Origin of the sequence: Microvirga guangxiensis, from assembly GCF_900102135.1 — a bacterium.
GTDB classification, from domain to species: Bacteria; Pseudomonadota; Alphaproteobacteria; order Rhizobiales; family Beijerinckiaceae; genus Microvirga; species Microvirga guangxiensis.
In genome coordinates, this window is record NZ_FMVJ01000023.1 from 1 (window position 1) to 22,509 (window position 22,509).

Consider the following 22,509-nt stretch of genomic DNA (forward strand, 5'->3'; position numbering starts at 1 on the left):
TGCCGACCAGCCGCTCGAGGGCAGCAATCCGCGCCTCGTACTCCTGGAGCAGTTCAGCCGCAGCCGTATCCTCATCGAGGGCGCCAGCCTCGTATTTCCGGATCCAGATCCGGATCAGGTTGCGCGACAGGTCGTGGCGCTTGGCCAAGCCGTGCAGGGTCTCGCCGGCAAGGTAGTCCTGCGCAACCTGCCGCTTGAAGTCGATGCTGTGGGTGCGGTGCTTTGCCATGGGCTTCAGTCTCCTAAAGCCCGGCAGCCCCGGTCAATTCCTCAGTGCCGACCTGTCCATCTCGTGGGGCGCACCCCACGTACCCGACACGCCGAAACTCAAGCATGTCGAGTTTGCTGTCGATAGCCCTCTTTTGCTCGGCGGAGACGATCCTGCGGGTAAGGCCGATCTAATGGACGGCCACGCCGCTTCGCTGCCTAGTTAATCGGTACGCAATCACGCTCTGCTGATCCTCAGATGAGGCCCAGCACGATGTTGCGGTCATCATACTTTCTTACAAGGCTCCCAAGGCGTTCTGCTTGATCTGCCTCAATTCGACAGAATTTCAGCCCAGTATGATGGCACTCAAGTTCCAAAGCCACGAACAAAAGGGACAAAGAAAAGGGGCGACTGGGAAAGTCAAAATCATGGATTTTGCAGCACCTGTTGCTACATTGCCTATCTACGACGTGCCGTCCGAATGGACCCACCGTTCCTATCTGGACGACGCCGGCTACCGCGCGAAGTACGACGCGTCCGTGCACAACCCGGAGGCGTTCTGGGCCGAGGAGGCCAAGCGCATTCACTGGTTCAAGGAGCCGACCCGGATCAAGAACACCAATTTCGGGCCCGGCGACGTCTCGATCCGCTGGTTCGAGGACGGCGTCACCAACGTCGCCTATAACTGCGTCGACCGGCATCTGCACACCCGCGGCGATCAGGTCGCCATCATCTGGGAAGGCGACGATCCGTCCGAGTCCAAGAAGATCACCTACCGCGAGCTCTACGCGCAGGTGAACCGCATGGCCAACATCATGCGCAACCGCGGCGTCGAGAAGGGCGACCGCGTCACGATCTACATGCCGATGATCCCGGAAGCGGCCTATGCGATGCTGGCCTGCGCACGCCTCGGTGCGATCCATTCCGTGGTCTTCGGCGGCTTCTCGCCGGACTCGCTTGCCAGCCGCATCCAGGACGCCAAATCCGCCTTCGTCATCACGGCCGACGAGGGCCTGCGCGGCGGCCGCAAGGTGCCGCTCAAGGTCAATGTCGATGCCGCCATCGAGCGCGTCGGCGCGGGCGTGGTCGACCATGTGCTCGTCGTGCGCCGCACGGGCGGCGCGGTGAACATGGTGCCGGGCCGCGACGTCTATTACGACGAGGCGGCCGAGCTCGTCTCCGACGAATGCCCCTATGAGGAGATGAACGCGGAGGATCCGCTCTTCATCCTCTACACCTCCGGCTCGACGGGCACCCCGAAGGGCGTGCTGCACACCACCGGCGGCTACCTCGTCTATGCGGCGATGACGCATCAATACGTCTTCGACTATCACGACGGCGACATCTACTGGTGCACCGCCGACGTGGGTTGGGTGACGGGCCATTCCTACATTCTCTACGGACCGCTCGCCAATGGCGCGACCACGCTGATGTTCGAGGGCGTGCCCACCTATCCGTCGATCTCCCGCTTCTGGGAGGTGATCGACAAGCACAACGTGAACATCTTCTACACCGCGCCGACCGCGATCCGCTCGCTCATGCAGGCGGGCGAGGAGCCGGTGAAGAAGACCTCGCGCAAGACCCTGCGCCTGCTAGGCTCCGTGGGCGAGCCGATCAACCCGGAAGCCTGGGAATGGTACCACCGCGTGGTCGGCGACAGCCGCTGCCCCATCGTGGATACCTGGTGGCAAACGGAAACCGGCGGCATCCTCATCACGCCGCTTCCCGGCGCGACGAAGCTGAAGCCAGGATCGGCCACACGGCCCTTCTTCGGCGTAAAGCCGCAGATCGTGGATGCGGAAGGCAACGTGCAGGAGGGAGCAACCGAAGGCAATCTCGTGATCGCCGATTCCTGGCCGGGCCAGATGCGCACGGTCTACGGCGACCACGAGCGCTTCGTGCAGACATACTTCTCCACCTATCCCGGCAAGTACTTCACCGGCGACGGCTGCCGCCGCGATGCGGACGGCTATTACTGGATCACCGGCCGCGTGGACGACGTGATCAACGTGTCCGGCCACCGCATGGGCACGGCGGAAGTGGAATCCGCGCTCGTGGCTCATCCGAAGGTGTCGGAAGCCGCCGTGGTCGGCTATCCGCACGACATCAAGGGCCAGGGCATCTACGCCTACGTGACGCTGATGGCGGGCGAGCAGCCCACGGAGGAGCTGCGCAAGGAGCTGGTGGCCTGGGTGCGCAAGGAAATCGGCCCGATCGCCTCGCCGGACCTGATCCAGTTCGCCCCCGGCCTGCCGAAGACCCGCTCCGGCAAGATCATGCGCCGCATCCTGCGCAAGATCGCCGAGGACGAGTTCGGCTCGCTGGGCGACACCTCGACCCTCGCCGACCCCGCCGTCGTCGACGACCTCATCACCAACAGGCAGAACCGAGCTCGCTGAGCTTTCAATGGGAGGCCTGATCCATGGCCGCGCAAGATTACAACCAACTTCTTCGCAGTCCGCAGTTCCAGGAACTCGTCCGCCAAAGATCGAAGTTCGCCTGGACCCTCTCGATTGCGATGCTCGTCATATATTTCGGGTTCATCCTCCTCGTAGCCTTCGCCAAGCCTCTCCTTGCGACCAAGGTCGGTGACGGTGTGACCTCGTTGGGGATCATCCTGGGACTGAGCGTCATCCTCTCCGCATTCGTCCTGACCGGCATCTACGTTCAACGTGCGAACAGCCGCTTCGACGAACTGACCCGTCACCTCACGAGGGAGATCATGTAATGTCGCGGCTCATCATTCTTACAGTCGCGACGCTGGTCGCGCTGGGTGCAGGCTCCTCCGAGGTTCTTGCAGCCGGACCGGATCTCGGCGCCGTCCAGAGGCAACCGTTGAACTGGACGGCAATCATCATGTTCCTGCTGTTCGTGCTCGGTACGCTCGGCATCACTTACCGGGCCGCGGCCCAGACCAAGTCGGCTGCTGACTTCTATGCGGCGGGCGGTGGTATCACAGGATTCCAGAACGGCTTGGCCATTGCCGGTGATTACATGTCGGCGGCATCCTTCCTGGGCATCTCCGGCCTTGTCTTCGCCAGCGGTTTCGATGGCCTGATCTACTCTATTGGTTTCCTAGTCGGATGGCCGATCGTACTGTTCCTGATCGCGGAGCGGCTGAGAAACCTCGGAAAGTTCACGTTCTCGGACGTGGCGTCCTTCCGCCTGGACCAGACCCAGATCCGCATCCTGTCGGCTGTCGGGACGCTTGTCGTGGTCGCTTTCTATCTCATCGCGCAGATGGTCGGTGCCGGCAAGCTCATCGAGCTGCTCTTCGGCCTGGATTACCTCTACGCAGTCGTGATCGTCGGCGTGCTGATGATCGTCTATGTGGCGTTCGGCGGTATGAAGGCCACGACCTGGGTGCAGATCATCAAGGCGTGCCTTCTCCTGGCCGGGGCCACTCTGATGTCCCTGATCGTCCTGTGGCGGTTCGGCTTCAGCCCCGAAGCCATGTTCGCCGAGGCCGTGAGAACCCATCCGAAGGGTGACGCCATAATGGCGCCGGGCGCCCTCGTAGCGGACCCGGTCTCTGCCATCTCGCTCGGCTTGGCACTGATGTTCGGGACCGCCGGACTACCCCACATCCTGATGCGGTTCTTCACGGTGTCGGATGCCCAGGCCGCGCGAAAGTCGGTGTTCTACGCCACCGGCTTCATCGCCTACTTCTACATCCTGACGTTCATCATCGGGTTCGGCGCGATCACGTTCCTGATGAACGACCCGGGCTTCTTCAAGCTCGGCGCTGGTGGCGCCTATGATAAGGTCAAGGACATCCTCGGCGGCACGAACATGGCGGCCATCCATCTAGCCAATGCAACGGGCGGGTCGCTGTTTCTCGGCTTCATCTCGGCTGTGGCGTTCGCGACAATCCTTGCCGTGGTCGCTGGCCTCACCCTGTCAGGCGCGTCCGCCGTCAGTCACGACCTCTACGCGGAAGTCATCGCCCGCGGCCGGGTATCGGAGCAGAAGGAGGTCCGGATCTCGAAGATCTCGGCAATCGTCATCGGAATCGTAGCGATCGTCCTAGGGTACATCTTCGAGAACCAGAACGTGGCCTTCATGGTCGGCTTGGCTTTCGCGGTTGCGGCAAGCTGCAACTTTCCGGTTCTCCTGATGTCGGTCTTGTGGAAGGGGACCACGACCCGAGGAGCCTTGGTCGGTGGTCTGCTGGGCCTGATCAGCGCAGTCACCATGGTGGTCCTGAGCAAGGCCGTCTGGGTGCAGACCTTCGGCTTCGCGCGGGAGCTCTTCCCCTACGACAATCCGGCGATCTTCTCCATGCCGATCGCCTTCCTCGGCATCTGGACCTTCTCCAAGCTCGATGCCAGCAATCGCGCCAAGGACGAGGTCGCCGCGTTTGATGCCCAATACATCCGGTCGGAAACCGGTATTGGGGCCGCAGCCGCCCACGTCCATTGATCCGCAAGACAATCAGCTGCCGCTCCGGTGCACCGGAGCGGCAGCTCGGCACCCTGACGGAAGGGGTTCATGCAGGGCTTCGATATTACCAATCCGCCGTTCGACCGGCTGTCCTATCAGGAGAGCGCGGAACTGCGAGCCGGACTCGATATCGGGTACTACGCGCCCGAGGAGGTGATCATCCCACAAGGGAGTCCCTCGGACTGGCTGCACGTGGTGATCAAAGGATCGGTTGAGGTCCGGGACCGCAGCACGGTCACAACTGTGCTTGGCCCGAAGGACAGCTTCGACTCCCGCGCTCTCGTCCATGGTGCCGCGGGCGAAGACTTCGTGGCGGCCGAGGAGACGCTCTGCTATCTCGTCCCACGCCGCAACGTTCTCGCCCTGATCCACCGCAACGCCGCCTTTGCTGCGTTCTTCTATGCGGACGTATCCCGCAAGCTCGATGCCTTTGCTCAGCAACGGAAGGCGGAAGGCATGGACAGCGTCCTGCGGGCGCGGGTTGGCGATGTCCGGTATCGTGCCGCCGTATTCGTCGAAGGCGGGATCAGCATCGAGCAGACCGGCCACTGCATGCGGGACCACGACATCAACGCTCTCTTCGTGCGCGACAGACAACGGGTCGGCGTCGTAACCGGTATGAACCTGTCGAAAGCAGTCGTTTTGCGCCGGCTCCCGATCGAAACCCCAGTTCGAGAGGTCTGCCACTTCGACGTCATCTCGGTGGACGTCGAAGACTTCGTTTTCGAGGGGCTGCTGCTAATGACGAAGCACAACAAACGGCGCCTCGCGATCACATCGAACGACCAATATATGGGATTTCTAGAGGATATCGACATTCTAGGCCTGTTCGCGGGCAATTCGCAACTGATCCCGGGGCGGATCGACCGAGCTCGAAGCATTGATGATCTCGCTGCTGCCGCGAGGGACATCGAGGCGCAGGTCGAGCGCCTCCACCGGCAGGGAGTGAAGATTGACGTGATCGCCGAGATGACGTCAGACCTGAACCGGCGGCTATTGGCGCGCGTTTTCGAGATGACCGCGCCGCCGACGATCCAGGAGGCCGGCTGCTTGCTGCTCATGGGATCGGAAGGGCGCGGCGAGCAAACCGTCCGAACCGACCAAGACAATGCCCTTCTTCTGGACAAGGATGTTCCGGCGTTGGATCTCATCCGGTTTCGGGATGGGTTTTCGGAAGCGCTGGCCGGGCTCGGATTCCCTCCCTGTCCCGGAAACATCATGGTTCGCAATCCGGTCTGGTCCCAATCCCTCGACAGTTTCATCCGGCAGCTCAAGTCATGGGTTCTCCGCGGAGATGCTGAGGCCATGATGAACATCGCCATCTTCCTCGATGCAGTGGCGGTGACGAACCCGATAGACATCCTTATCCGAGCGAAGAGGGCGATGTTCGAGCTCATGTGGGGCGAGGCCGCTCTCCTGGCTCGGTTCGCATCGTTAATCGATACCTTCGCGACACCCAACCTGGGCGTTCTCGGCACCATCATGGCAAGTGTCGGCGCCGGCCCAGACGAGATCGATTTGAAAAGAGCCGGAACGTTCCCGATCGTGCATGGCGTGCGCACGCTTGCAATCGACAAGGCCATCCTCGAGACATCGACGGCATCTCGCATCGAGGCGCTCGTCAAGGCAGGCGCTCTGGAGCCATCGTTCGGTCGGGAATTGATAGGCGCGTTGCATGTCTTCATGGAGTTTCGCCTGAGATCCCAGCTCTATGCGCTGCACAAGGGGGAGCTTGAGTCGGAGGCCCTGCTGCGCCTGGATGGGATCAGCACGGTCGAGAGGGACATCCTGCGGGATGCCCTTCGGGTGGTGCGCCAGTTCCGTGACCTCATTCGCAGCCGCTATAATCCCGGGGGATTCTGAGTGAGACGCCAACTGCGTAACCTCTTCTACCGCGCGACTCTGGGAGACCATGCTTACAGGTTTCTGTTCGAGCCGGGACCGATGGATGAGGTAGTGGTCCTGGACTGTGAGACAACCGGGCTCAATCCGCGGATCGACGAGGTGATCGCGGTCGCTGCCGTCATGATCCGCAGCAGCCGCATCATGACGAGCGAGGCCTACACGGCCATCATCAAGCCCGACAGGGTTCTGACCCCTACCTCCATCAAGGTCCATCGGCTCCGCGCGCGTGACGTGGCCGAGGGACGACCCATGCACGAGGTTCTGCCAGAGCTGCTCCGGTTCATCGGGGGGCGCCCCATCGTCGGCTACTACGTGGATTTCGACGTCCGCATGCTCGACAGATATGTTCTCCGGTATATCGAGGCGAAGCTCCCCAATCGTCGCATTGAGGTCTCGGAGATCTACTACGCCCTCAAGTATGGCGGCGCCCCACCAGGGACGGTGCTTGATCTTCGGTTCCAGTCGATCCTAGCAGATCTCGGTATTCCCAATTTTGGACAACACGATGCCTTCAACGATGCCCTGATGACCGCCATGATGTACGTTCAACTCCGGGACATGCGCCAGCGCGGGGTCCGCATTGGCCGCGAGCGCGCGGTTCAGCAGGAGGCTCCAATCGGGGCTTGAGCTCGGTGGATTGCGGGAGACGGAGTGTCTCCCAGCTTCCAGACGCCTGTGTTGCGAAACTGATGCCGGAAGCCATCAACCTTGCCATGATCTCAATACCCTCAGAACCCTGTGAGGATTCGACCAAGCCTGAGGGTCAGTGGCACGAGTTCCTGGTGCTGTTGGCATGGGCAAACATGCAGGCGATTGTCTGGCTTAACCTTGGACCACAACAGATCTTTGTAGTGACCGCAGCGCTAACCCAGTTGCCGGTAAGGCGATCTCTCGTGAAGCGTCGCCACACCGCCAGCTCGGTGGTATCATGAGCAAGCACGGTCGCGGTTTCAGGCAGCCGGATGGTGCGTGTCGCGTCAATCGCCTGGGTTTCATCCGGCGGATCTCCTGAGGGAGAGACAGCCATGGCGCCTGCAAGAGCGGAGCGGCGGCTGGCCGCGATCTTGGCCGCCGATGTCGTTGGCTATTCCCGCCTCGTCGAACATGACGAGGCTGAGACGTTGTCGGCCCTGAAGATTGTGCGCCGGGAGGTCATCGAGCCACTACTGGCCGAGCATCAGGGCCGTATCGTCAAGCTGATGGGCGACGGTGCCCTCGTGGAGTTCGGCTCGATTGTCGATGCCGTCGCGTGCGCGGTCGCCATCCAGAAGGGCGTTGCCGCAAACCAAGCCGATATCCCAACGGAGCGACGCATCATCTTCCGGATCGGCGTCAATCTAGGTGATGTGATCCACGAGGTTGATGGGGATCTCTACGGCGATGGGGTCAATATCGCGGCCCGCCTCCAGACCTTGGCCGATCCTGGCGGTATCTGCATTTCCGGCACGGCGTATGATCACCTTCATGGCAAGCTCGACTGCGACTACGAGTATTTGGGTGAGCGCGCGCTCAAGAACATGGAGCGTCCGGTGCGACTGTACCGCCCCCTTCTGGACGGGACGACCGTACGAACCGCACGGTCCAGGCTCGCACTGCCGGACCGACCATCCATTGCCGTGCTGCCGTTCAACACCATGAGCGCCGACCCCGTGCAGGATCTCTTTAGCGATGGGCTCACCGAGGACATCACCACCGCACTGTCCAAGCTCAAGGGCTTCTTCGTGATCGCCCGCAACACGATGTTCACCTACAAGGGAAAGCCCGTGGATGTGCGCGCCGTCGGGCGCGAGCTCGGTATCCGCTATGTTCTCGAGGGGAGCGTCCGCACGTTCGGCAACCGCGTCAGGGTGACCGCGCAGCTAGTCGATGCAGCCTCCGAAGCCCATCTCTGGGCCGAGCGGTACGACGGCGACCTCGGCGACATTTTCGCCATTCAGGACGAGATCACCGCAAGCATAGTCGCCCGCATCGGGCCGGAACTCCTGTCGGCAGAGCATGCCCGCGAAAGCCCCAAACCACATCATGGCCTCGATGCCTGGGAATGTGTCGTGCGGGCGGTATTCCTTTGTTCCCAATTGTCGGAGGAGAGCAGCCGAAAGATGCTCCCCCTGCTTGATCGGGCCATCGGGCTGGCCCCCGACTATGCCCAGGCGCTCGCCATGAAAGGATGGATTACGATGTGGCGCGCGTTCCAGGGCTGGGAGGACATGGGATACGCCATGACACTTGCCAGGGATGTCGTCCAACAGGCTATTGCCGCGGACGACAAGGAGCCGTGGGCTTACCTTGCGCAGACGATGACGGCTTATGCGACCCGTGACGATCCCCTGGCGATGGCAGCGGTCAGCCAGGCAGTCGCGATCAACCCCAACTCCGCGTTTGCACACGGCCAGTTGGGACTTGCGCATGCAAACGGAGGCCGTGCGGCGGACGCTATTCCTTGCATCGACTACGCTCTCAGACTGAGCCCGCGCGAGGCTTTTCTCGGCGACTTTCAGTTCTACTACGCCATGGCTTACTTCCAGGGCGCGAACTACGAGCTTGGATTGAGCTATGCGCGGGAGGCGCATCGCCTGCGATCCGGCCACCCATATCCGCTTATCATCGGCACGGTCTGTGCCGGACTTCTGGGCGACCAAGAAGCTGCCACGGACTTGCTCGGGCGGCTCAAGTTGCTCGTCCCTGACATCTCACGGAATGCGGTCGGAGCAACATCTTGTTTCGTCCGTGCCGAGGACCGGGCGCGCCTGATCGAAGGACTTGCCCGAGCCGGCTTGGATTGATCTTGCGAAACAGAAACGTCCGTTAATTGCACGAGTCAGAAGTACGTTGAGTTTCTGCAAAGCCGCGACGAGTGGACCTTCATTCGCCGTCGAAGGAAAGCCCGAAACTAGGCTGTCCCGATGACACGGCTGAGTAAGCCATCACTCCGGTGGAAACCGTTGCAGCCTCAGCGAAAGACAGCGGGTGTGACGTCCTGAGCCAGCACATTTTGCAGCCGCTGGGCATGTTCCTCAAAGATGGTTGCGGCTGCGGCAAAGTCCTTGCGGATCACTGCGGCGTGGGCCTGTTCATAGGCACCGACATAAAGTGTCCAGTTCTCCACCGTCAGTTCGAGGGCCATCGAGCGGTGGTAATGGTACACGTGCAGTGCCTCTAGTAGATACGTCATATAGCGGTTACCGGAAAGATCGATGACAGCGCTGTGGTAGCGGGCGATCTCCCGCATAAGCGCTGGATAAGAGCGTGCTGCCTGTGCCAACCGCATCTCAGCAATGATCGGATCAAGCACCGCCTTCAGGTGCGTCTTGGTGTTCTTTCGCAGGGCTTGGAAGAGGGCGCCGGCGTTGAGGCTGGCCAGGGTTTGGACCATGTCGGCGAGATCCTTGCGGTCGAGCTTACGCACCCAGGCGCCACGATTGGGGATCAACTCCAGCACGCCCTGTCCGGCGAGCATGCGCAGCCCTTCGCGCACGGGGCCGCGCTTGAGGCCCACGGCGGTGCAGATGTCGGCCTCGATCAGCTTCTGTCCGGGCGCCAGGTGTCCTTGAGCGATACCGTCCCGGACATACTCCATCACCCGCTCCACATCACGGGATGATCCCTTGGAATGAAGAAGGGTGCGTTGCGACGCATTTTTCAATATGGACAGCTTTGTCATGGACATCTCCGGCCGCTCCTTAGCGGTTATTAGGACCAATGCCATCCGATATTTTTGTTATCAAAAACGGCATCATCTTCATATAAGGCGGGTAAATCCCATGAGACTGCGCTGAATGAAAAAATGGTGGTCGGGCGCACACCGGACTCTCACGTTGACTATCGCAGCGGTCGGTAGGGTCGAACAGCAACGCTTTTGGCTCCGACTTCTGTTGTTGCGATGGTCCTCGCAATCGGTGTCGCTCGCGCGGTTGACGGGTCGATTGGCAATCGGCGGGAAGTGGTCACGAATACCACGACACTTGATGGCCGGCCCAACGTTGGCGAATGGCACACCGGTGAGCTGGCCGTCGTCGGAGGCGACCTGACCGTAAGCGGGAACGCTTTCATTGGCCGTTACCCTACGGCTATCGGTACCGTTGCGGTCACTGGTCTGGAAAGTCGCTTCACGCTGCTAACCGCCTTCAATGTAGGCTACGAGGGCACCGGTTGGTTGATTGTATCGAACGTAACTCAAGTAACCGCTGGCCTTACTATGTCGCTCCACAGTCTGGATCCCGGGCATCATAACGCTGCAAAGTAGTGGGCAACTGGCGAGACGGATCAGTACTAAACCGGCGAATTAACCGTGAGTTCGGAGATGGCGCCACCGCAGGAGTGGGTCATGCCCTGCATATGGCGGGGAAGGGTGAAGAGAGGGTTCTCGTCACGGTGAGAACCTCTGCGCCGGATTGATATTGTTCCGGAAGAAAACTGCACTCGACAGTAGCAAAAAAAGAACCCAGTGCCGACGCGCTAGGTCGGCACTGGGCCATGAAGTTGGTTCTTCTCTCTGCGCCGGCATCTGGTCATGGCCATAAGAGGAAAACAAGCCTTTCATGCTTGTAATCAGTTTTTGTTAGCATTTTCGTCTACAAAATACCCTTGTGTGGCAGAAAAGCGACAGACAGCCTGGCGCCTAGGAGCTACAAAACGCCTGCTCATTTAGGGGGTACTTAGGAATGAAAAATTTGCTTCTCTCCGCAACCGCCCTGGTTGCTCTTACTGCGGCCGCCTCGGCGGCTGACCTTCCGTCTCGCTATGCTCCGGCTCCGGCTGTCGCCGCTGTTCCGGTCTTCACCTGGACGGGCTTCTATGTTGGTGCGAACGCGGGCTACGCCTGGGGCGACAGCGAGGTATCATTGAGCTCTGCCGATCCGGACTTTTTTGGTGCTCTTGAGGTTGCTGGCTTCGGTCGCAGCTCGAACGAGGGCAGCTTCACCGGCGGTGCTCAAGTCGGTTACAATCATCAGATTGGCGCTGCTGTGATCGGTCTTGAGACCGACATCAGCTATCTGAACCTCAACGACCATTACGAGGCGGTTGTCTCGGAGACGGCCCTCGGCGGCGCCCTCGTCGAAACGGAAACCCTGCGGGCTGGTCACAAGGTTCAGTGGTTCGGCACACTGCGCGCTCGCCTCGGCTTTACCCCCGCTGAACGCCTCCTGGTGTACGCCACCGGCGGTGTTGCCTACGGTTCGGTGAAGAGCCACTCCTCGTATGTGACTGATCTCAACGGCGATCCGCTTATGAGCTTCAATGGCTCCAACTCGGATACCCGCTGGGGTTGGACGATTGGCGGTGGCGCCGAGTACGCTTTCACCAACAACCTGTCGCTGAAGGGTGAATACCTCTACGTGAACCTGGACTCGAAGCACTATGCGGCCGCTACCCCGGATGTCCCGGGCGTGACCTACCGCGTCAAGGACGAGACTGCGTTCCACGTTCTGCGCGCTGGTCTGAACTACAAGTTCGGCACCTACTAGGATCTGTGTCGCAGTGACGGTTGGAAAGGCCCGGGAAACCCGGGCCATTCTCTTTTTGATGAGATAGGGATCAGGTGCAGCGTGCCAGGGCAATATCTATTCTATCTAAGCGTATAATCAGGAGCATATGTGGATGTCCTGTGACGCAAGGAGAATCTTCGGGTTAGTGCAGCCCGTGATCAGGGCGGACATGTGTGTGGCCTCAACTGCGGCTCTTCACATGCTACGGGCCCGGATGGGACTTCGCGGATCAGGTCCAAATTTATGTGAGTTTGCTGATCCAGCACGGGATCGGCGTGGCTCCCGCGATGCTCGCACGCTTCCTGCGCCGGCGCGGCTTCACGTATAAAAAAGTCCTGATGGCGAGGGAGTGCGCCCGCGCGACGTGCGGGACGAGCGCCAGGTCTGGCTGGCACAGCGTCAGCGGCGCATGCGTGAGCAGCCACACCGCTTGATCTTTCTCTATGAGACCTACGTCAACACCATGATGACGCGCCTGCGCGGGCGCTCGCGCCGGGGGCAGCGCCTGCGTAGGAGAGCGCCCTTTGGGCACTGGGAGACGCACACGTTCATCGCAGGGTTACGGTGCAGCGAGCTGAGCGCGCCATGGGTGATTGCTGGCCCGATCACCTGGCTGTCACTCGAGGTTTACATCCAGACACAACTCGCGCCGAGCCTGGAAAAGGTGACGTAGTGATCCTCGACAATCTGGCGGTCCACAAGAGCGAGAAGGCCGCCCAGTGTCTGAAGCAGAGAGGGGCCTGGTTCCTGTTTCTGCCACCGTTCAGTCCAGACCTGAAGCCGATTGAACAGGCCTTCGCCAAGATCAAGGCACACCTGCGCAAAGCCGAAGCTCAAACCTTCGGCGCGCTCTGGCGCGCCCTCGGTGACATCTGCAAGCTCTTCGAGCCACAGGAGTGCTGGAGCTTCCTCAAGGCTGCCGGATATGCGTCCGTCTAGCCGTGCGATGCTCTAGAGCGCAACGTAAAGGTCGGCCCGGAAACGCGTGCGTCACAGCTGAACGCTCACCGTGCTAAGTATTTTTGGGGACGCTGTCGGAGGTCAGCCCCCAGTATTGTAGGCCAGAAGCGCACTTGACAAAATGGCTGTGCAACCGGTTACATGATGGCTTAGCCGAGGACTAGCGATTGTGAGAGGTTTCCCAACCGGATTGCCTACGATCAGCCAAGTGGCGAAAGCTGCGGGCGTGTCGCGGGCCACCGTTTCTCGCACTTTCAGCCGACCTGACCTGTTGAAGCCCGAAACAATAAAACGTGTCCACGAGGTGGCCGAGAAGCTCGGCTATGTCCCGAACCAAGTGGCGCGAGCCTTAAGCACCGGACGCGCAGGTAATATCGCTCTGGTCGTTCCGGATATTGCAAACCCATTCTTCCCACCACTCATTCGCGCGGCGCAAGCTCATGCCGATCAAGCGGGCTATGCGGTTTTTCTTGGCGACTCTGATGAGCAGCCGGAGCGTGAGGATATGCTTCTCACAAAAATGGCGACGCAAGTCGAAGGGTTCATTTTGGCCTCCCCCCGTCTTGACGAGAAGAGGGTGCGGGCTCACGCGGCGCGCCGTCCTTTGGTTTTGATCAATCGGGATATTGAAGGATTGCCGCGGGTTCTGATGGATGTCAGTGCTGGGATCACGGCTGCGATCGAGCATCTTGCGAGCCTGAACCACCGCCGCATCGCGTATGTGAGTGGTCCGCCCGCTTCATGGGCCAATCAGCAGCGCGAGCAAGCCGCCATCAGGGCTGCTGAAAAGTTTGCTATCCATCTAACTGCTGTTCCAGCTTATCACCCGAACCATGAGGCTGGCCGAAGAGCCGCTGGTGAACTTGCGAAGCTGCCAATCACGGCGGCAGTCGCATTCGACGATCTCGTGGCTCAGGGCATCATGGCGGGCCTCGCCGATCTCGGTTGGCACATTCCCCAGGACATAAGCATCGTCGGCTTCGATGACGTGCTGGCCGCCACGACCTATCCGCCTCTGACAACGGTCGCTGCGCACAGCGACGATGCGGGCGCGCAGGCCGTGAAACTGCTGACGGAGGTTCTGAGCAAGGGCCAAGTCCAGGACCAGCGCATGATCATCCCGACGGAACTTATCATTCGCGCAACGACAGGCAAACCTGCAAAGCGGCCTCGCACAGCATTTGCCGCGCCACGATCCAAACCAAAGGTCGAAATATCACAACAAAGACCGGAACGGACAGAGACACAATGAAACTTCACCTTCATCCAACAAAGCCAGTCCTTGGAGAAGCCGCCGCTACGATGGGCGCTCAGGCGATCCGCGACGCAATCGCCGCAAAGGGCCGAGCTCACATCATTGTCGCAACCGGGGCAAGCCAATTTGAAATGCTTGAATCCCTCGTACGGCAGCCGGGCATCGATTGGTCGAAGGTGACGGGATTTCATCTCGATGAATATATCGGCATGCCGGACAGCCATCCGGCCAGCTTCCGCCGCTATCTGCGTGAACGATTCACGTCAAAGCTCCCAATCCTGGGCGCTTTTCATTTTATCGAAGGGGATGCGCCCGATCTCAACGCTGAGATCTCACGGATCGGGGATCTAGTAAGGGCTAACCCGATCGATGTGACCTTCGCCGGCATCGGAGAGAATGGACACCTCGCTTTCAACGATCCGCCGGCCGACTTCAATACGGATGATCCATACATCGTTGTCGAGCTCGATGACATCTGCCGACAGCAGCAATTCGGGGAAGGCTGGTTCCCTGCCTTCGAAGATGTTCCTCGGACTGCTATTTCAATGAGTGTTCACCAGATCATGGCAAGCCGCCTCATCGTTCTGTCCGTGCCGGATGCACGTAAGGCCGACGCTGTTCAAAAGGCTCTGGAGGGACCTGTCTCCCCGGATTGCCCCGCTTCCATTCTTCAAAGGCATCCCGCCTGCCACGTGTTCCTCGATCCTGCATCTGCCAGCAAGCTCTCACCGAATTCTCTTCGTGGAGCGGATGAGGGTGCTGGCTGAGGTGGATCGGGACGGATCCGAAGATAAACCAGGGAAGGAACAAGGTCCGATGAGTGCAAGATTGAGAAATACTCTGAGTGCAGCCGCGCTCCTAGTGGCTGGAGTCGTTCTGGCCACGGGCAGTTTTGCCCAAACTCCATCGGCCAAGCCGAAAGCTCCTCTCACGATCAGCATCATCGACGTTGCTGGCGATCTTCAGATCAGTCAGCCAGCAATCGAGAAATTCAGGAAGGATCATCCGGAACTGGTCTCGCGTTTCGTTTTCACGAAGGCAACAGCACCCGAGCTCGCTGCGAAGTTGAAAGCGCAGCAGGATGCGGGGCGCGTTGACATCGACTTTGTCCTGACTGGAAATGATGCCCTGGCCGCCGGCATGGAGCAGGGCATTTGGCTCGAGATCCTGCCGAAATATCAGGATCGCTTTCCGGACTTGGAGAAGCTTTATCTTCCCGGTGCCTATGCAATGCAGAAGATGGGCCGGGGGCAAGCCTTCGTCATTGACTGGTATCCATCTGGACCGTTGCTTGAATATGCGCCGGACCGCGTCAAGGACGTTCCCGATACGGCGGAAGGGCTGCTTGCCTGGTGCAAGGCAAACCCCGGAAAGTTCATGTACGCGCGCCCATCAAATTCTGGACCGGGTCGCACCTTCGTGATGGGGTTGCCCTACCTCCTGGGCGACAAGGACCCGATGGACCCCATCAACGGCTGGGAGAGGACATGGGCCTACCTTAAGGAACTCGACAGCTGCATCGAGTACTATCCGGGCGGCACAACGGCAACGATGAAGGAACTCGGCGAGGGAACACGCGACATCATCGCGACCACGACCGGATGGGATATCAACCCGCGATACCTCGGCATCGTGCCGGAGGAGTTCAAGGTCGCGAGCCTCAAGGGTTTCCACTGGGTGGGTGATGCCAATTACATGGCAATCCCGAAAGGCGTTCCGCAGGAGAAGGTCGATGTCCTTCTCCAGATGATTGCATACCTCCTCAAGCCCGAGCAGCAGGCGTACATGTACGATCACGGCTACATGTATCCGGGGCCCGCCATTCACGGCGTGACGCTCAATATGGCGCCCCAGGAAAGCCAGGACACCATCAAGAGGTTCGGCCGGCCGGAGTACGAGCGCCTAATCGCCGACAACCCGATCGAGCCGCCGCTCGACGCTAAGCCTCTGGTGGCAATGTTCGACAAATGGGACCGCGAGATCGGCAGCGCGAAGATGAAGCAGTAACGGCTTTTTCCATAAGATCATAGGCGGTGCATGCTGCCTATGATCAATTGCAGGAGCGGAGTTCTTGATGCAGAGCATGGGCCTTCTCGACCTTCAGGTGAATGGTTTCGCCGGGATCGATTTCAATGCGGCGGATCTGGACGCGGATGCGCTGGAGGTTGCTCTCGCAGCGATGCTCGGCACGGGTGTGACAACCTGCCTGCCGACGATCATCACGGCATCTGCAGAGGATCTGGCCCGACGCCTTGCCGCGCTCGACCGCGCGGTGGCCGGGAGCCGGCTCGGCCCGATCATGGTGCCGGGATACCATCTCGAAGGCCCCTTCCTGAACCCAGCGGATGGTTATGCCGGGTGTCATCCGCCGCAGGTGATGACGGAGCCCGATGCCGATCTTGTCTTCAGACTTGAAGCAGACCTGTCGCGGCCGATCCTGCTCGTGACGCTCGCGCCCGAGATGCCAGGCAGCGAAGCAGTCATCCAAACGCTGAGCAGCGCCGGAAAGATCGTCGCCGTCGGTCACTCTTCCGCTGATACAAATATGGTTTCAAGGGCCGTAGAGGCGGGCGCAGAGATGTCCACGCATCTCGGCAATGGTGTTCCGCAGACGCTGCCGAAACTCGACAACACGATCTTTGCCCAACTTGCCGAGGAGCGCCTGCATGCGAGCTTCATCGCAGACGGCATTCATCTTCCGCGACCGGCGCTGAAGGCGATGCTTCGTGCGAAAGGGATTGAGCGCTCGATTTTGGTGACAGATGCTGTTTCTGCCGCAGCCGCTCGCCCTGGGCGCTATTCCTTCGCCGGAATGGCGATCGAGCATGGCACGGACGGCAGCGTTCGGCTGCCGGGCAGCCGCTATCTCGCGGGTTCTTCGCTGACCCTGGACAAGGCGATCGGCAACATCGTGCGATGGGGGCTCGGAAGTCCAGAAGAGGCGATCCAGATGGCTTGCGACAATCCGCGGTCGCTTCTGGCTCGGGCATTGAGGGCGCACGGATTGCCTATCCCCGCAGTTGGTCATGTCAGCTGGTCTGCAGATTGGGAGGTCTTGCGGGTCGAACACGGGGACATCGTGCATCGTCGAAAGTAGCCGCCGGGGCGATGCGCGGTGACGAAGGACGTCAGCGGCAGGAACACGTATCGTGTAACAAACCAGAAGGGGAAGAACAAATGGAACGTCAGCCTAAGCACCTCGATCGCCGTATGCTCCTTGGGGGCGCCGCCAGCCTGGCGGCCCTAGCCTCCACGGGCGTTCGCGCTCAGAGCCTTGCTCTTCCGAAAACGCCTGTCGCGCTCAACGTGATCGATGTGGGCGGTGCACTCGCACTGATGCAGAAGGCCTTTGAGGAGTACCGCAAGGCCAAGCCGGAACTCGTATCTCGCATTACTTACGTGAAGGCTCCCGCACCCGAACTGGCATCCAAGGTGAAGGCGCAGCAGAATGCAGGCCGTATCGATATCGATATGGTTCTGACGGGAAGTGACGGTCTTGCCGCAGGGCTGGAGCAGGAACTCTGGCTCAAGCTCCTCCCCACCTACGCCGATAAATTCCCCAATCTCGAGGAAAACTATGAGCCCGCCGCCTTGAACCTACACCGAGCTCAGGGCCGGGGCTATGGTGTGGTAATCAACTACTATCCGTCCGGGCCACTTCTCGAATATGCTCCTGAACGCGTGAAGGATGTGCCGAAGACGGCTGAGGAGCTGCTCGCCTGGGCCAAGGCGAATCCGGGTCGCTTCATGTATGCTAGGCCTGCGAACTCAGGGCCGGGCCGAACCTTCATGATGGGGTTGCCGTACATCCTTGGGGACAAGGATGCCATGGACCCAGTCAACGGCTGGGAGAAGACCTGGGCGTATCTGCGTGAGCTAAACGCCTACATTGATTACTACCCCTCCGGTACCACAGCCACGATGAAAGAATTCGGGGAAGGCTCCCGCGATATCATCATCACTACCACAGGCTGGGACATCAATCCGCGAGCGCTCGGCATCGTGCCGAAGAGCGCCAAAATCGGAACTCTCAAAGGCTTTCACTGGGTATCCGACGCATTCTTCATGGTCGTGCCCAAAGGTGTCGCGGATGAAAAGCTCGCTGTTCTTGTCGACTTGATGGCGTTTCTGCTCAAGCCTGAGCAACAGGCGTTTTCGTACGATGAAGGATACCTTTATCCGGGACCTGCCGTGAAGAATGTGCCGCTTACCATGGCCCCCAAGGAAAGCCAGGACGTTATCAATGAGTTCGGCCGGCCCGAATATGCGGAACTGATCAGCGGGAATCCAATTGAGCTGCCGCTGCCCCCAGAGAAGATGGTCGTCGCGTTCCGTCGGTGGGATGAGGAGATTGGCTCAAAGAGAGCTAAGTAAGGCGCATTGATCTAGCATCGGTGATGAGCTTCCCTGGGCTGCTCATCGCCGATGTGCTGGCCGATATGCCATCATGATGACGTTTCGATTACCGGATTGTTGCCTTCTCGGCACAGGATTTCAGAGACATGAGAACAAAGGGCAAGCAATGGGTTCTAAGACGATAACGCTGGCTGGACCTGGACTGACGGCCGAAATTTCCGAGATTGGCGCCGAAATGGTCAGGCTGCAGGACCAGGAGGGCAGGGATCTGTTGTGGAATGGCGACCCAGCCATCTGGGCCGGAAGAGCACCATTGCTTTTCCCCATGGTCGGGCGCGCAAAGGGTGATCGCATTCGCATCAAGGGGAGAGACTACGAAATGGCGAAACACGGCTTCGCCCGAACGTCGCGATTTTCGGTAGTCGAGCGAGGAGAAAATACTTGCACTCTGAGCCTTACATCGGGCCCCGATACCATGATCAGTTATCCATTTCTCTTTCGGCTCGATGTGACATACGAAATCGCAGGCTCAGTTCTCTTCAATCGGGCCGTCGTGACAAACGAGGATGAACAAGCGCTTCCCGTATCATTCGGCTTCCATCCAGCGTTCCGCTGGCCTCTGCCTTACGGTGCAGCGCGGGAGGCCCACGAAATCATCTTCGAGCGGGACGAAAGCAGCGAGCCAATCCGGCGGGTTCGGGACGGACTCATGACTCCAGTCTGCCATCCGTCTCCGGTTGTCGGGAGCCGCCTTGCCCTCGCGGATGACCTGTTCATTGACGACGCCTTGATCTTTCTATCACCTGCGAGCCGACGCGTCACCTATGGTGCACCCGGCAGCCCTGCGCTCGCGGTCCGCTTTCCGGATATGCCGCATCTTGGGATCTGGACAAAGCCTGGAGCCAGTTATGTGTGTATCGAGCCGTGGCAGGGCTTCGCCAGTCCTGACGATTTCGAGGGCGAGTTCGGCGAGCGTCCGGGAGTTGTCGCCGTTCCTGTCGGAGGAGCAGCGACATTCACAATAGAGATCGCTCTTCTGCCGGGCATGTCACAGTAGGTTTTTTGACAGCAGCATGTTCTTATAAGCTGGTTATGACCAGACATGCCAACCGTCACCGTCGTTGATTTCGATCTTAGATTGTCGCGCATACCATTGGCAGGGCTCTCGTGCGCGGCTGCTCGATTCATGATCGCAATGTGATGCGCGAAGGTAATATTTGGCACGCGCCAGTGGTTTGCCTTGTGACTGCTCAAGCCTCAGACCCAGACCTTTCTTCCTGACGGGCCAAAGGCTGAGGCGGCTTGTCAGGACGCCGCCTCAGTCTGAAAAATCTCCACATGCTCGGCAATCAAAAGAGCCTCCTCAGAATGGATTCCCAGCACCCTCTTGAATGCTTATGTTGCCCTGCTCCAGAAATGGAGCCGGGAGTTGCTAGACGAGTTCATTTGCTGCCGAATGCCGGACTTATCCACCTTATAGGGCGTAATCCAGTAGTTGCTGAGCCGTCTATAGTCCGCAAAGCCTTGCGGGCCGATCTGACATCTCGCAATCTAATCTTCACCTCATGATTGTCAGGATCCACAATATGTTGCCAGGATCCCTTATTTTACTCCCGCTTCGGAACTCATGCCATGAACGCAAACCTGTTTGACCGGCTCGAACGCTCAGTCGACGATCTCACCAAGGCTGCCATCACAACGCCGGCGGAGGAGACGGTCAGCTATGCCGAACTGATCGCCCGGTCCGGTCACTTGGCGAACGTGCTGACCGCCCGCGGGGTGAAGCCCGGCGACCGGGTTGCGGTTCAAGTCGAGAAGTCAATTCCGGCGCTGATCCTGTATCTGGCCACCGTTCGGGCTGGCGCAGTCTATCTGCCCCTCAATACCGCCTACACGCTGTCGGAACTCGAGTACTTTATCGGCGATGCCGAACCGTCGCTTGTTGTCTGCGATCCTGGCAAGCGTGAAGGCATTGAACAACTGGCTGCGAAGGTGGGGGCTGCAGTCGAATCGCTGGATGCGAAAGGGCAGGGCACGCTGATCGAGGCCGCGGCCAAGGCTCCTGATTCGTTTGAGACAGTACAAAGGGCAGGCAATGATCTAGCGGCGATTCTATACACATCAGGCACGACAGGCCGCTCTAAGGGCGCGATGCTGACCCACGACAATCTCGTCTCCAATGCTCTGACCCTGAAGGAGGTCTGGCGTTTCACAGCGGATGATGTGCTGATCCATGCCTTACCGATTTATCATACCCACGGCCTGTTTGTGGCCAGCAACGTCACTCTGTTCTCGGGGGCGTCCATGATCTTCCTGTCGAAGTTTGATGCAGACGACATCCTCGGGCTCATGTCTCGCGCGACAGCTCTGATGGGGGTGCCGACCTTCTACGTGCGCCTGCTTCAGCATCCTGGACTCAGCAGGGACGTGACATCCGGAATACGCCTATTCGTGTCAGGTTCCGCTCCTTTATTAGCCGAAACCCACCGCGAGTGGAGCGCCCGAACCGGACACGCCATCCTCGAGCGCTATGGTATGACCGAAACGAATATGAACACCTCGAACCCGTATGATGAAGACAGGGTACCTGGTACTGTCGGCCTGCCATTACCCGGTGTATCGGTTCGCATTACCGATCCCGACACGGGCGAGGAGCTGGCGACGAATGAGATCGGCATGATCGAAGTCAAGGGCCCGAACGTATTCAAGGGTTACTGGCGCATGCCGGAGAAGACCGCAGCCGATTTCCGCCCGGACGGCTACTTCATCACTGGCGACCTCGGCAAGATCGACGAGCGCGGCTACGTGCACATTCTGGGCCGTGGTAAGGATCTGGTGATCACTGGCGGGTTCAACGTTTACCCGAAGGAGATCGAGGAAGAGATTGATGCCCTTCCCGGCGTATTCGAGAGTGCCGTGATCGGGGTGCCGCACAAAGATTTTGGTGAGGGAGTGACTGCTGTTGTTGTCCGCTCCAAGGGGGCAGACATCGACGAAAAGTCGATTTTTACGGCTCTCACTGGTCGCTTGGCGAAGTTCAAGCTGCCAAAGCAGATTGTCTTCATCGAAGAGCTACCACGTAACACCATGGGCAAGGTGCAGAAGAACATGCTGCGTGAGAAGTTTAGAGACCTGTATGCCGAACCGGCAGGCGCCTCTTAGGTTGCGAAGTCGAGAAGCATTTAGGAGATTTTGAGAAAGCCTTGGGCTGATTGTCACGACTTGCAGGTACTTCTAGTCGCAGAGATTGGCTGAATGCCTTCTCCTGCCCTGTCCTGGATATGGGTCGAACTGCCGCTTTGAACAAGAACATCAGACGTTCAGGTCAGTGAACGAATTTCACCGTCTGCCCCAAACCGGCCTCTTAGGATTTCGGCTCGCCTGGACGATTGTGCAGTTCAATCTCAGTTCGGTAAGCGTGTGCATCTGCCAGAACTAGCGCCGATAATCGAACTGTCTCTTGCCCGCGTTCTTCATCCCCAACCAACAATAAAGGTTGGCCCCAACCGGGACTATCCCGCTTCTCTTCGGTATCTCTTACTAACTCCGTCGTGACTAGAGGCTGTTATGGACTGCGATGTAGTTTACGGCCTGTCTTAACATAATGCAGACCAGTGCGATGACGTGGAGGTCAGCAAGAGTTTGAGGTAAGCGCTCGTAATCGCGCACCAAACGACGGAAGCGCGTGGCCCAACTGAAGGTCCGCTCAACCACCCACCGGCGCGGCAACAGCACGAAACCGCGCTTGGCCTCAGGCAGTTTGACCACCTCCAGCTCAATCCCATGCTCGCGGGCGGCCGCCGCGGCCCTCTCGCCTGTATAGCCTTGATCGACATAGGCCAGGTCCACGCTCTCGCCGGTGGCCGCCTGCACGGCTTGGGCCAACTGTCCCACCT

The 22,509-nt window shown here is 59.5% G+C and carries 20 protein-coding genes; 17 read left to right on the forward strand and 3 right to left on the reverse strand.

The window, feature by feature from the left end; translation table 11 throughout:
- Positions 1–229: transposase (locus tag BLP10_RS22270; protein ID WP_091139760.1), on the reverse strand; the 229-nt coding region annotated here is incomplete at its 3' end.
- A gap of 407 nt (positions 230–636) precedes the next feature.
- On the opposite strand from BLP10_RS22270, the gene acs reads away from it, so the two are divergent.
- The 6 genes from acs (at position 637) to BLP10_RS22310 (ending at position 9,339) form a co-directional block, all read left to right on the forward strand.
- Positions 637–2,607, forward strand: a complete 1,971-nt coding sequence (gene acs / locus BLP10_RS22280) for an acetate--CoA ligase (RefSeq protein ID WP_091139767.1) — start codon at positions 637–639, stop codon at positions 2,605–2,607.
- 23 nt (positions 2,608–2,630) lie between these two features.
- Positions 2,631–2,936 (forward strand): DUF485 domain-containing protein, encoded by a 306-nt coding sequence (locus tag BLP10_RS22285; RefSeq protein ID WP_091139771.1) that lies wholly within the window; start codon positions 2,631–2,633, stop codon positions 2,934–2,936.
- Positions 2,936–4,630, forward strand: coding sequence for a cation acetate symporter (locus BLP10_RS22290; RefSeq protein ID WP_091139774.1), 1,695 nt, complete (start codon positions 2,936–2,938; stop codon positions 4,628–4,630). Before BLP10_RS22285 ends, BLP10_RS22290 begins: the two co-directional genes overlap by 1 nt.
- 69 nt (positions 4,631–4,699) lie before the next feature.
- On the forward strand, positions 4,700–6,514 hold the full coding sequence (locus BLP10_RS22295) for a DUF294 nucleotidyltransferase-like domain-containing protein (protein WP_091139779.1): 1,815 nt from the start codon (positions 4,700–4,702) through the stop codon (positions 6,512–6,514).
- On the forward strand, positions 6,515–7,183 hold the full coding sequence (locus tag BLP10_RS22300; RefSeq protein WP_091139783.1) for a 3'-5' exonuclease: 669 nt from the start codon (positions 6,515–6,517) through the stop codon (positions 7,181–7,183).
- A 398-nt stretch (positions 7,184–7,581) separates the two neighbouring features.
- Positions 7,582–9,339, forward strand: coding sequence for an adenylate/guanylate cyclase domain-containing protein (locus BLP10_RS22310; RefSeq protein WP_091139791.1), 1,758 nt, complete (start codon positions 7,582–7,584; stop codon positions 9,337–9,339).
- 167 nt (positions 9,340–9,506) lie between these two features.
- Here BLP10_RS22310 and BLP10_RS22315 read toward each other — a convergent pair whose 3' ends face one another.
- Positions 9,507–10,217 carry a GntR family transcriptional regulator gene (locus BLP10_RS22315; RefSeq protein ID WP_175494012.1) on the reverse strand — a complete coding sequence of 237 codons (711 nt, stop codon included), beginning with the start codon at positions 10,215–10,217 and terminating at the stop codon, positions 9,507–9,509.
- A gap of 219 nt (positions 10,218–10,436) precedes the next feature.
- Here BLP10_RS22315 and BLP10_RS24130 point away from each other — a divergent pair, with 219 nt between their 5' ends.
- The 11 genes from BLP10_RS24130 to BLP10_RS22365 all read left to right on the forward strand — a co-directional run bounded on the left by BLP10_RS24130 (position 10,437) and on the right by BLP10_RS22365 (position 21,775).
- Positions 10,437–10,799, forward strand: coding sequence for a hypothetical protein (locus BLP10_RS24130; protein ID WP_091139801.1), 363 nt, complete (start codon positions 10,437–10,439; stop codon positions 10,797–10,799).
- 418 nt (positions 10,800–11,217) lie between these two features.
- Complete coding sequence (locus BLP10_RS22325) at positions 11,218–12,021, forward strand: outer membrane protein (RefSeq protein ID WP_091139806.1); 804 nt, start codon at positions 11,218–11,220, stop codon at positions 12,019–12,021.
- A 430-nt stretch (positions 12,022–12,451) separates the two neighbouring features.
- A complete protein-coding gene (locus BLP10_RS23330; RefSeq protein WP_175494013.1) occupies positions 12,452–12,715 on the forward strand; it encodes a hypothetical protein in 264 nt (87 codons plus the stop codon).
- Positions 12,715–12,981, forward strand: a complete 267-nt coding sequence (locus BLP10_RS23010; protein ID WP_175494014.1) for a transposase — start codon at positions 12,715–12,717, stop codon at positions 12,979–12,981. Before BLP10_RS23330 ends, BLP10_RS23010 begins: the two co-directional genes overlap by 1 nt.
- A 229-nt stretch (positions 12,982–13,210) precedes the next feature.
- Positions 13,211–14,254 carry a LacI family DNA-binding transcriptional regulator gene (locus tag BLP10_RS22335; protein ID WP_244510771.1) on the forward strand — a complete coding sequence of 348 codons (1,044 nt, stop codon included), beginning with the start codon at positions 13,211–13,213 and terminating at the stop codon, positions 14,252–14,254.
- Entirely contained in the window at positions 14,251–15,024 is a 774-nt protein-coding gene (locus tag BLP10_RS22340; RefSeq protein ID WP_091139814.1) for a glucosamine-6-phosphate deaminase, read from the forward strand. The genes BLP10_RS22335 and BLP10_RS22340 overlap by 4 nt, the downstream gene beginning before the upstream one ends.
- Before the next feature lie 49 nt (positions 15,025–15,073).
- On the forward strand, positions 15,074–16,264 hold the full coding sequence (locus BLP10_RS22345; RefSeq protein ID WP_091139819.1) for an extracellular solute-binding protein: 1,191 nt from the start codon (positions 15,074–15,076) through the stop codon (positions 16,262–16,264).
- A gap of 67 nt (positions 16,265–16,331) precedes the next feature.
- Positions 16,332–17,354, forward strand: coding sequence for an N-acetylglucosamine-6-phosphate deacetylase (locus BLP10_RS22350; RefSeq protein WP_091139824.1), 1,023 nt, complete (start codon positions 16,332–16,334; stop codon positions 17,352–17,354).
- Positions 17,355–17,434: 80 nt separating this feature from the next.
- The gene (locus tag BLP10_RS22355) at positions 17,435–18,631 is read left to right on the forward strand and encodes an ABC transporter substrate-binding protein (protein WP_091139831.1); all 1,197 of its coding nucleotides are present in this window, start codon (positions 17,435–17,437) and stop codon (positions 18,629–18,631) included.
- 148 nt (positions 18,632–18,779) lie between these two features.
- Positions 18,780–19,670 carry an aldose 1-epimerase family protein gene (locus BLP10_RS23990; RefSeq protein ID WP_091139834.1) on the forward strand — a complete coding sequence of 297 codons (891 nt, stop codon included), beginning with the start codon at positions 18,780–18,782 and terminating at the stop codon, positions 19,668–19,670.
- Positions 19,671–20,245: 575 nt separating this feature from the next.
- On the forward strand, positions 20,246–21,775 hold the full coding sequence (locus BLP10_RS22365) for a malonate--CoA ligase (RefSeq protein WP_091139838.1): 1,530 nt from the start codon (positions 20,246–20,248) through the stop codon (positions 21,773–21,775).
- Positions 21,776–22,168: 393 nt separating this feature from the next.
- Here the strand turns inward: BLP10_RS22365 and BLP10_RS22370 are convergent.
- On the reverse strand, positions 22,169–22,509 hold a 341-nt coding region (locus BLP10_RS22370; RefSeq protein WP_139165584.1), incomplete at its 5' end, for a transposase.

Bases quoted from the DNA above. Each gene is read 5' to 3' on its own strand.
- acs (WP_091139767.1), top strand. From the start codon at position 637: ATGGATTTTGCAGCACCTGTTGCTACATTGCCTATCTACGACGTGCCG.
- BLP10_RS22285 (WP_091139771.1), top strand. From the start codon at position 2,631: ATGGCCGCGCAAGATTACAACCAACTTCTTCGCAGTCCGCAGTTCCAG.
- BLP10_RS22290 (WP_091139774.1), top strand. From the start codon at position 2,936: ATGTCGCGGCTCATCATTCTTACAGTCGCGACGCTGGTCGCGCTGGGT.
- BLP10_RS22295 (WP_091139779.1), top strand. From the start codon at position 4,700: ATGCAGGGCTTCGATATTACCAATCCGCCGTTCGACCGGCTGTCCTAT.
- BLP10_RS22310 (WP_091139791.1), top strand. From the start codon at position 7,582: ATGGCGCCTGCAAGAGCGGAGCGGCGGCTGGCCGCGATCTTGGCCGCC.
- BLP10_RS22315 (WP_175494012.1), bottom strand. From the start codon at position 10,217: ATGACAAAGCTGTCCATATTGAAAAATGCGTCGCAACGCACCCTTCTT.
- BLP10_RS24130 (WP_091139801.1), top strand. From the start codon at position 10,437: ATGGTCCTCGCAATCGGTGTCGCTCGCGCGGTTGACGGGTCGATTGGC.
- BLP10_RS22325 (WP_091139806.1), top strand. From the start codon at position 11,218: ATGAAAAATTTGCTTCTCTCCGCAACCGCCCTGGTTGCTCTTACTGCG.
- BLP10_RS23330 (WP_175494013.1), top strand. From the start codon at position 12,452: ATGCGTGAGCAGCCACACCGCTTGATCTTTCTCTATGAGACCTACGTC.
- BLP10_RS22340 (WP_091139814.1), top strand. From the start codon at position 14,251: ATGAAACTTCACCTTCATCCAACAAAGCCAGTCCTTGGAGAAGCCGCC.
- BLP10_RS22345 (WP_091139819.1), top strand. From the start codon at position 15,074: ATGAGTGCAAGATTGAGAAATACTCTGAGTGCAGCCGCGCTCCTAGTG.
- BLP10_RS22350 (WP_091139824.1), top strand. From the start codon at position 16,332: ATGCAGAGCATGGGCCTTCTCGACCTTCAGGTGAATGGTTTCGCCGGG.
- BLP10_RS22355 (WP_091139831.1), top strand. From the start codon at position 17,435: ATGGAACGTCAGCCTAAGCACCTCGATCGCCGTATGCTCCTTGGGGGC.
- BLP10_RS23990 (WP_091139834.1), top strand. From the start codon at position 18,780: ATGGGTTCTAAGACGATAACGCTGGCTGGACCTGGACTGACGGCCGAA.
- BLP10_RS22365 (WP_091139838.1), top strand. From the start codon at position 20,246: ATGAACGCAAACCTGTTTGACCGGCTCGAACGCTCAGTCGACGATCTC.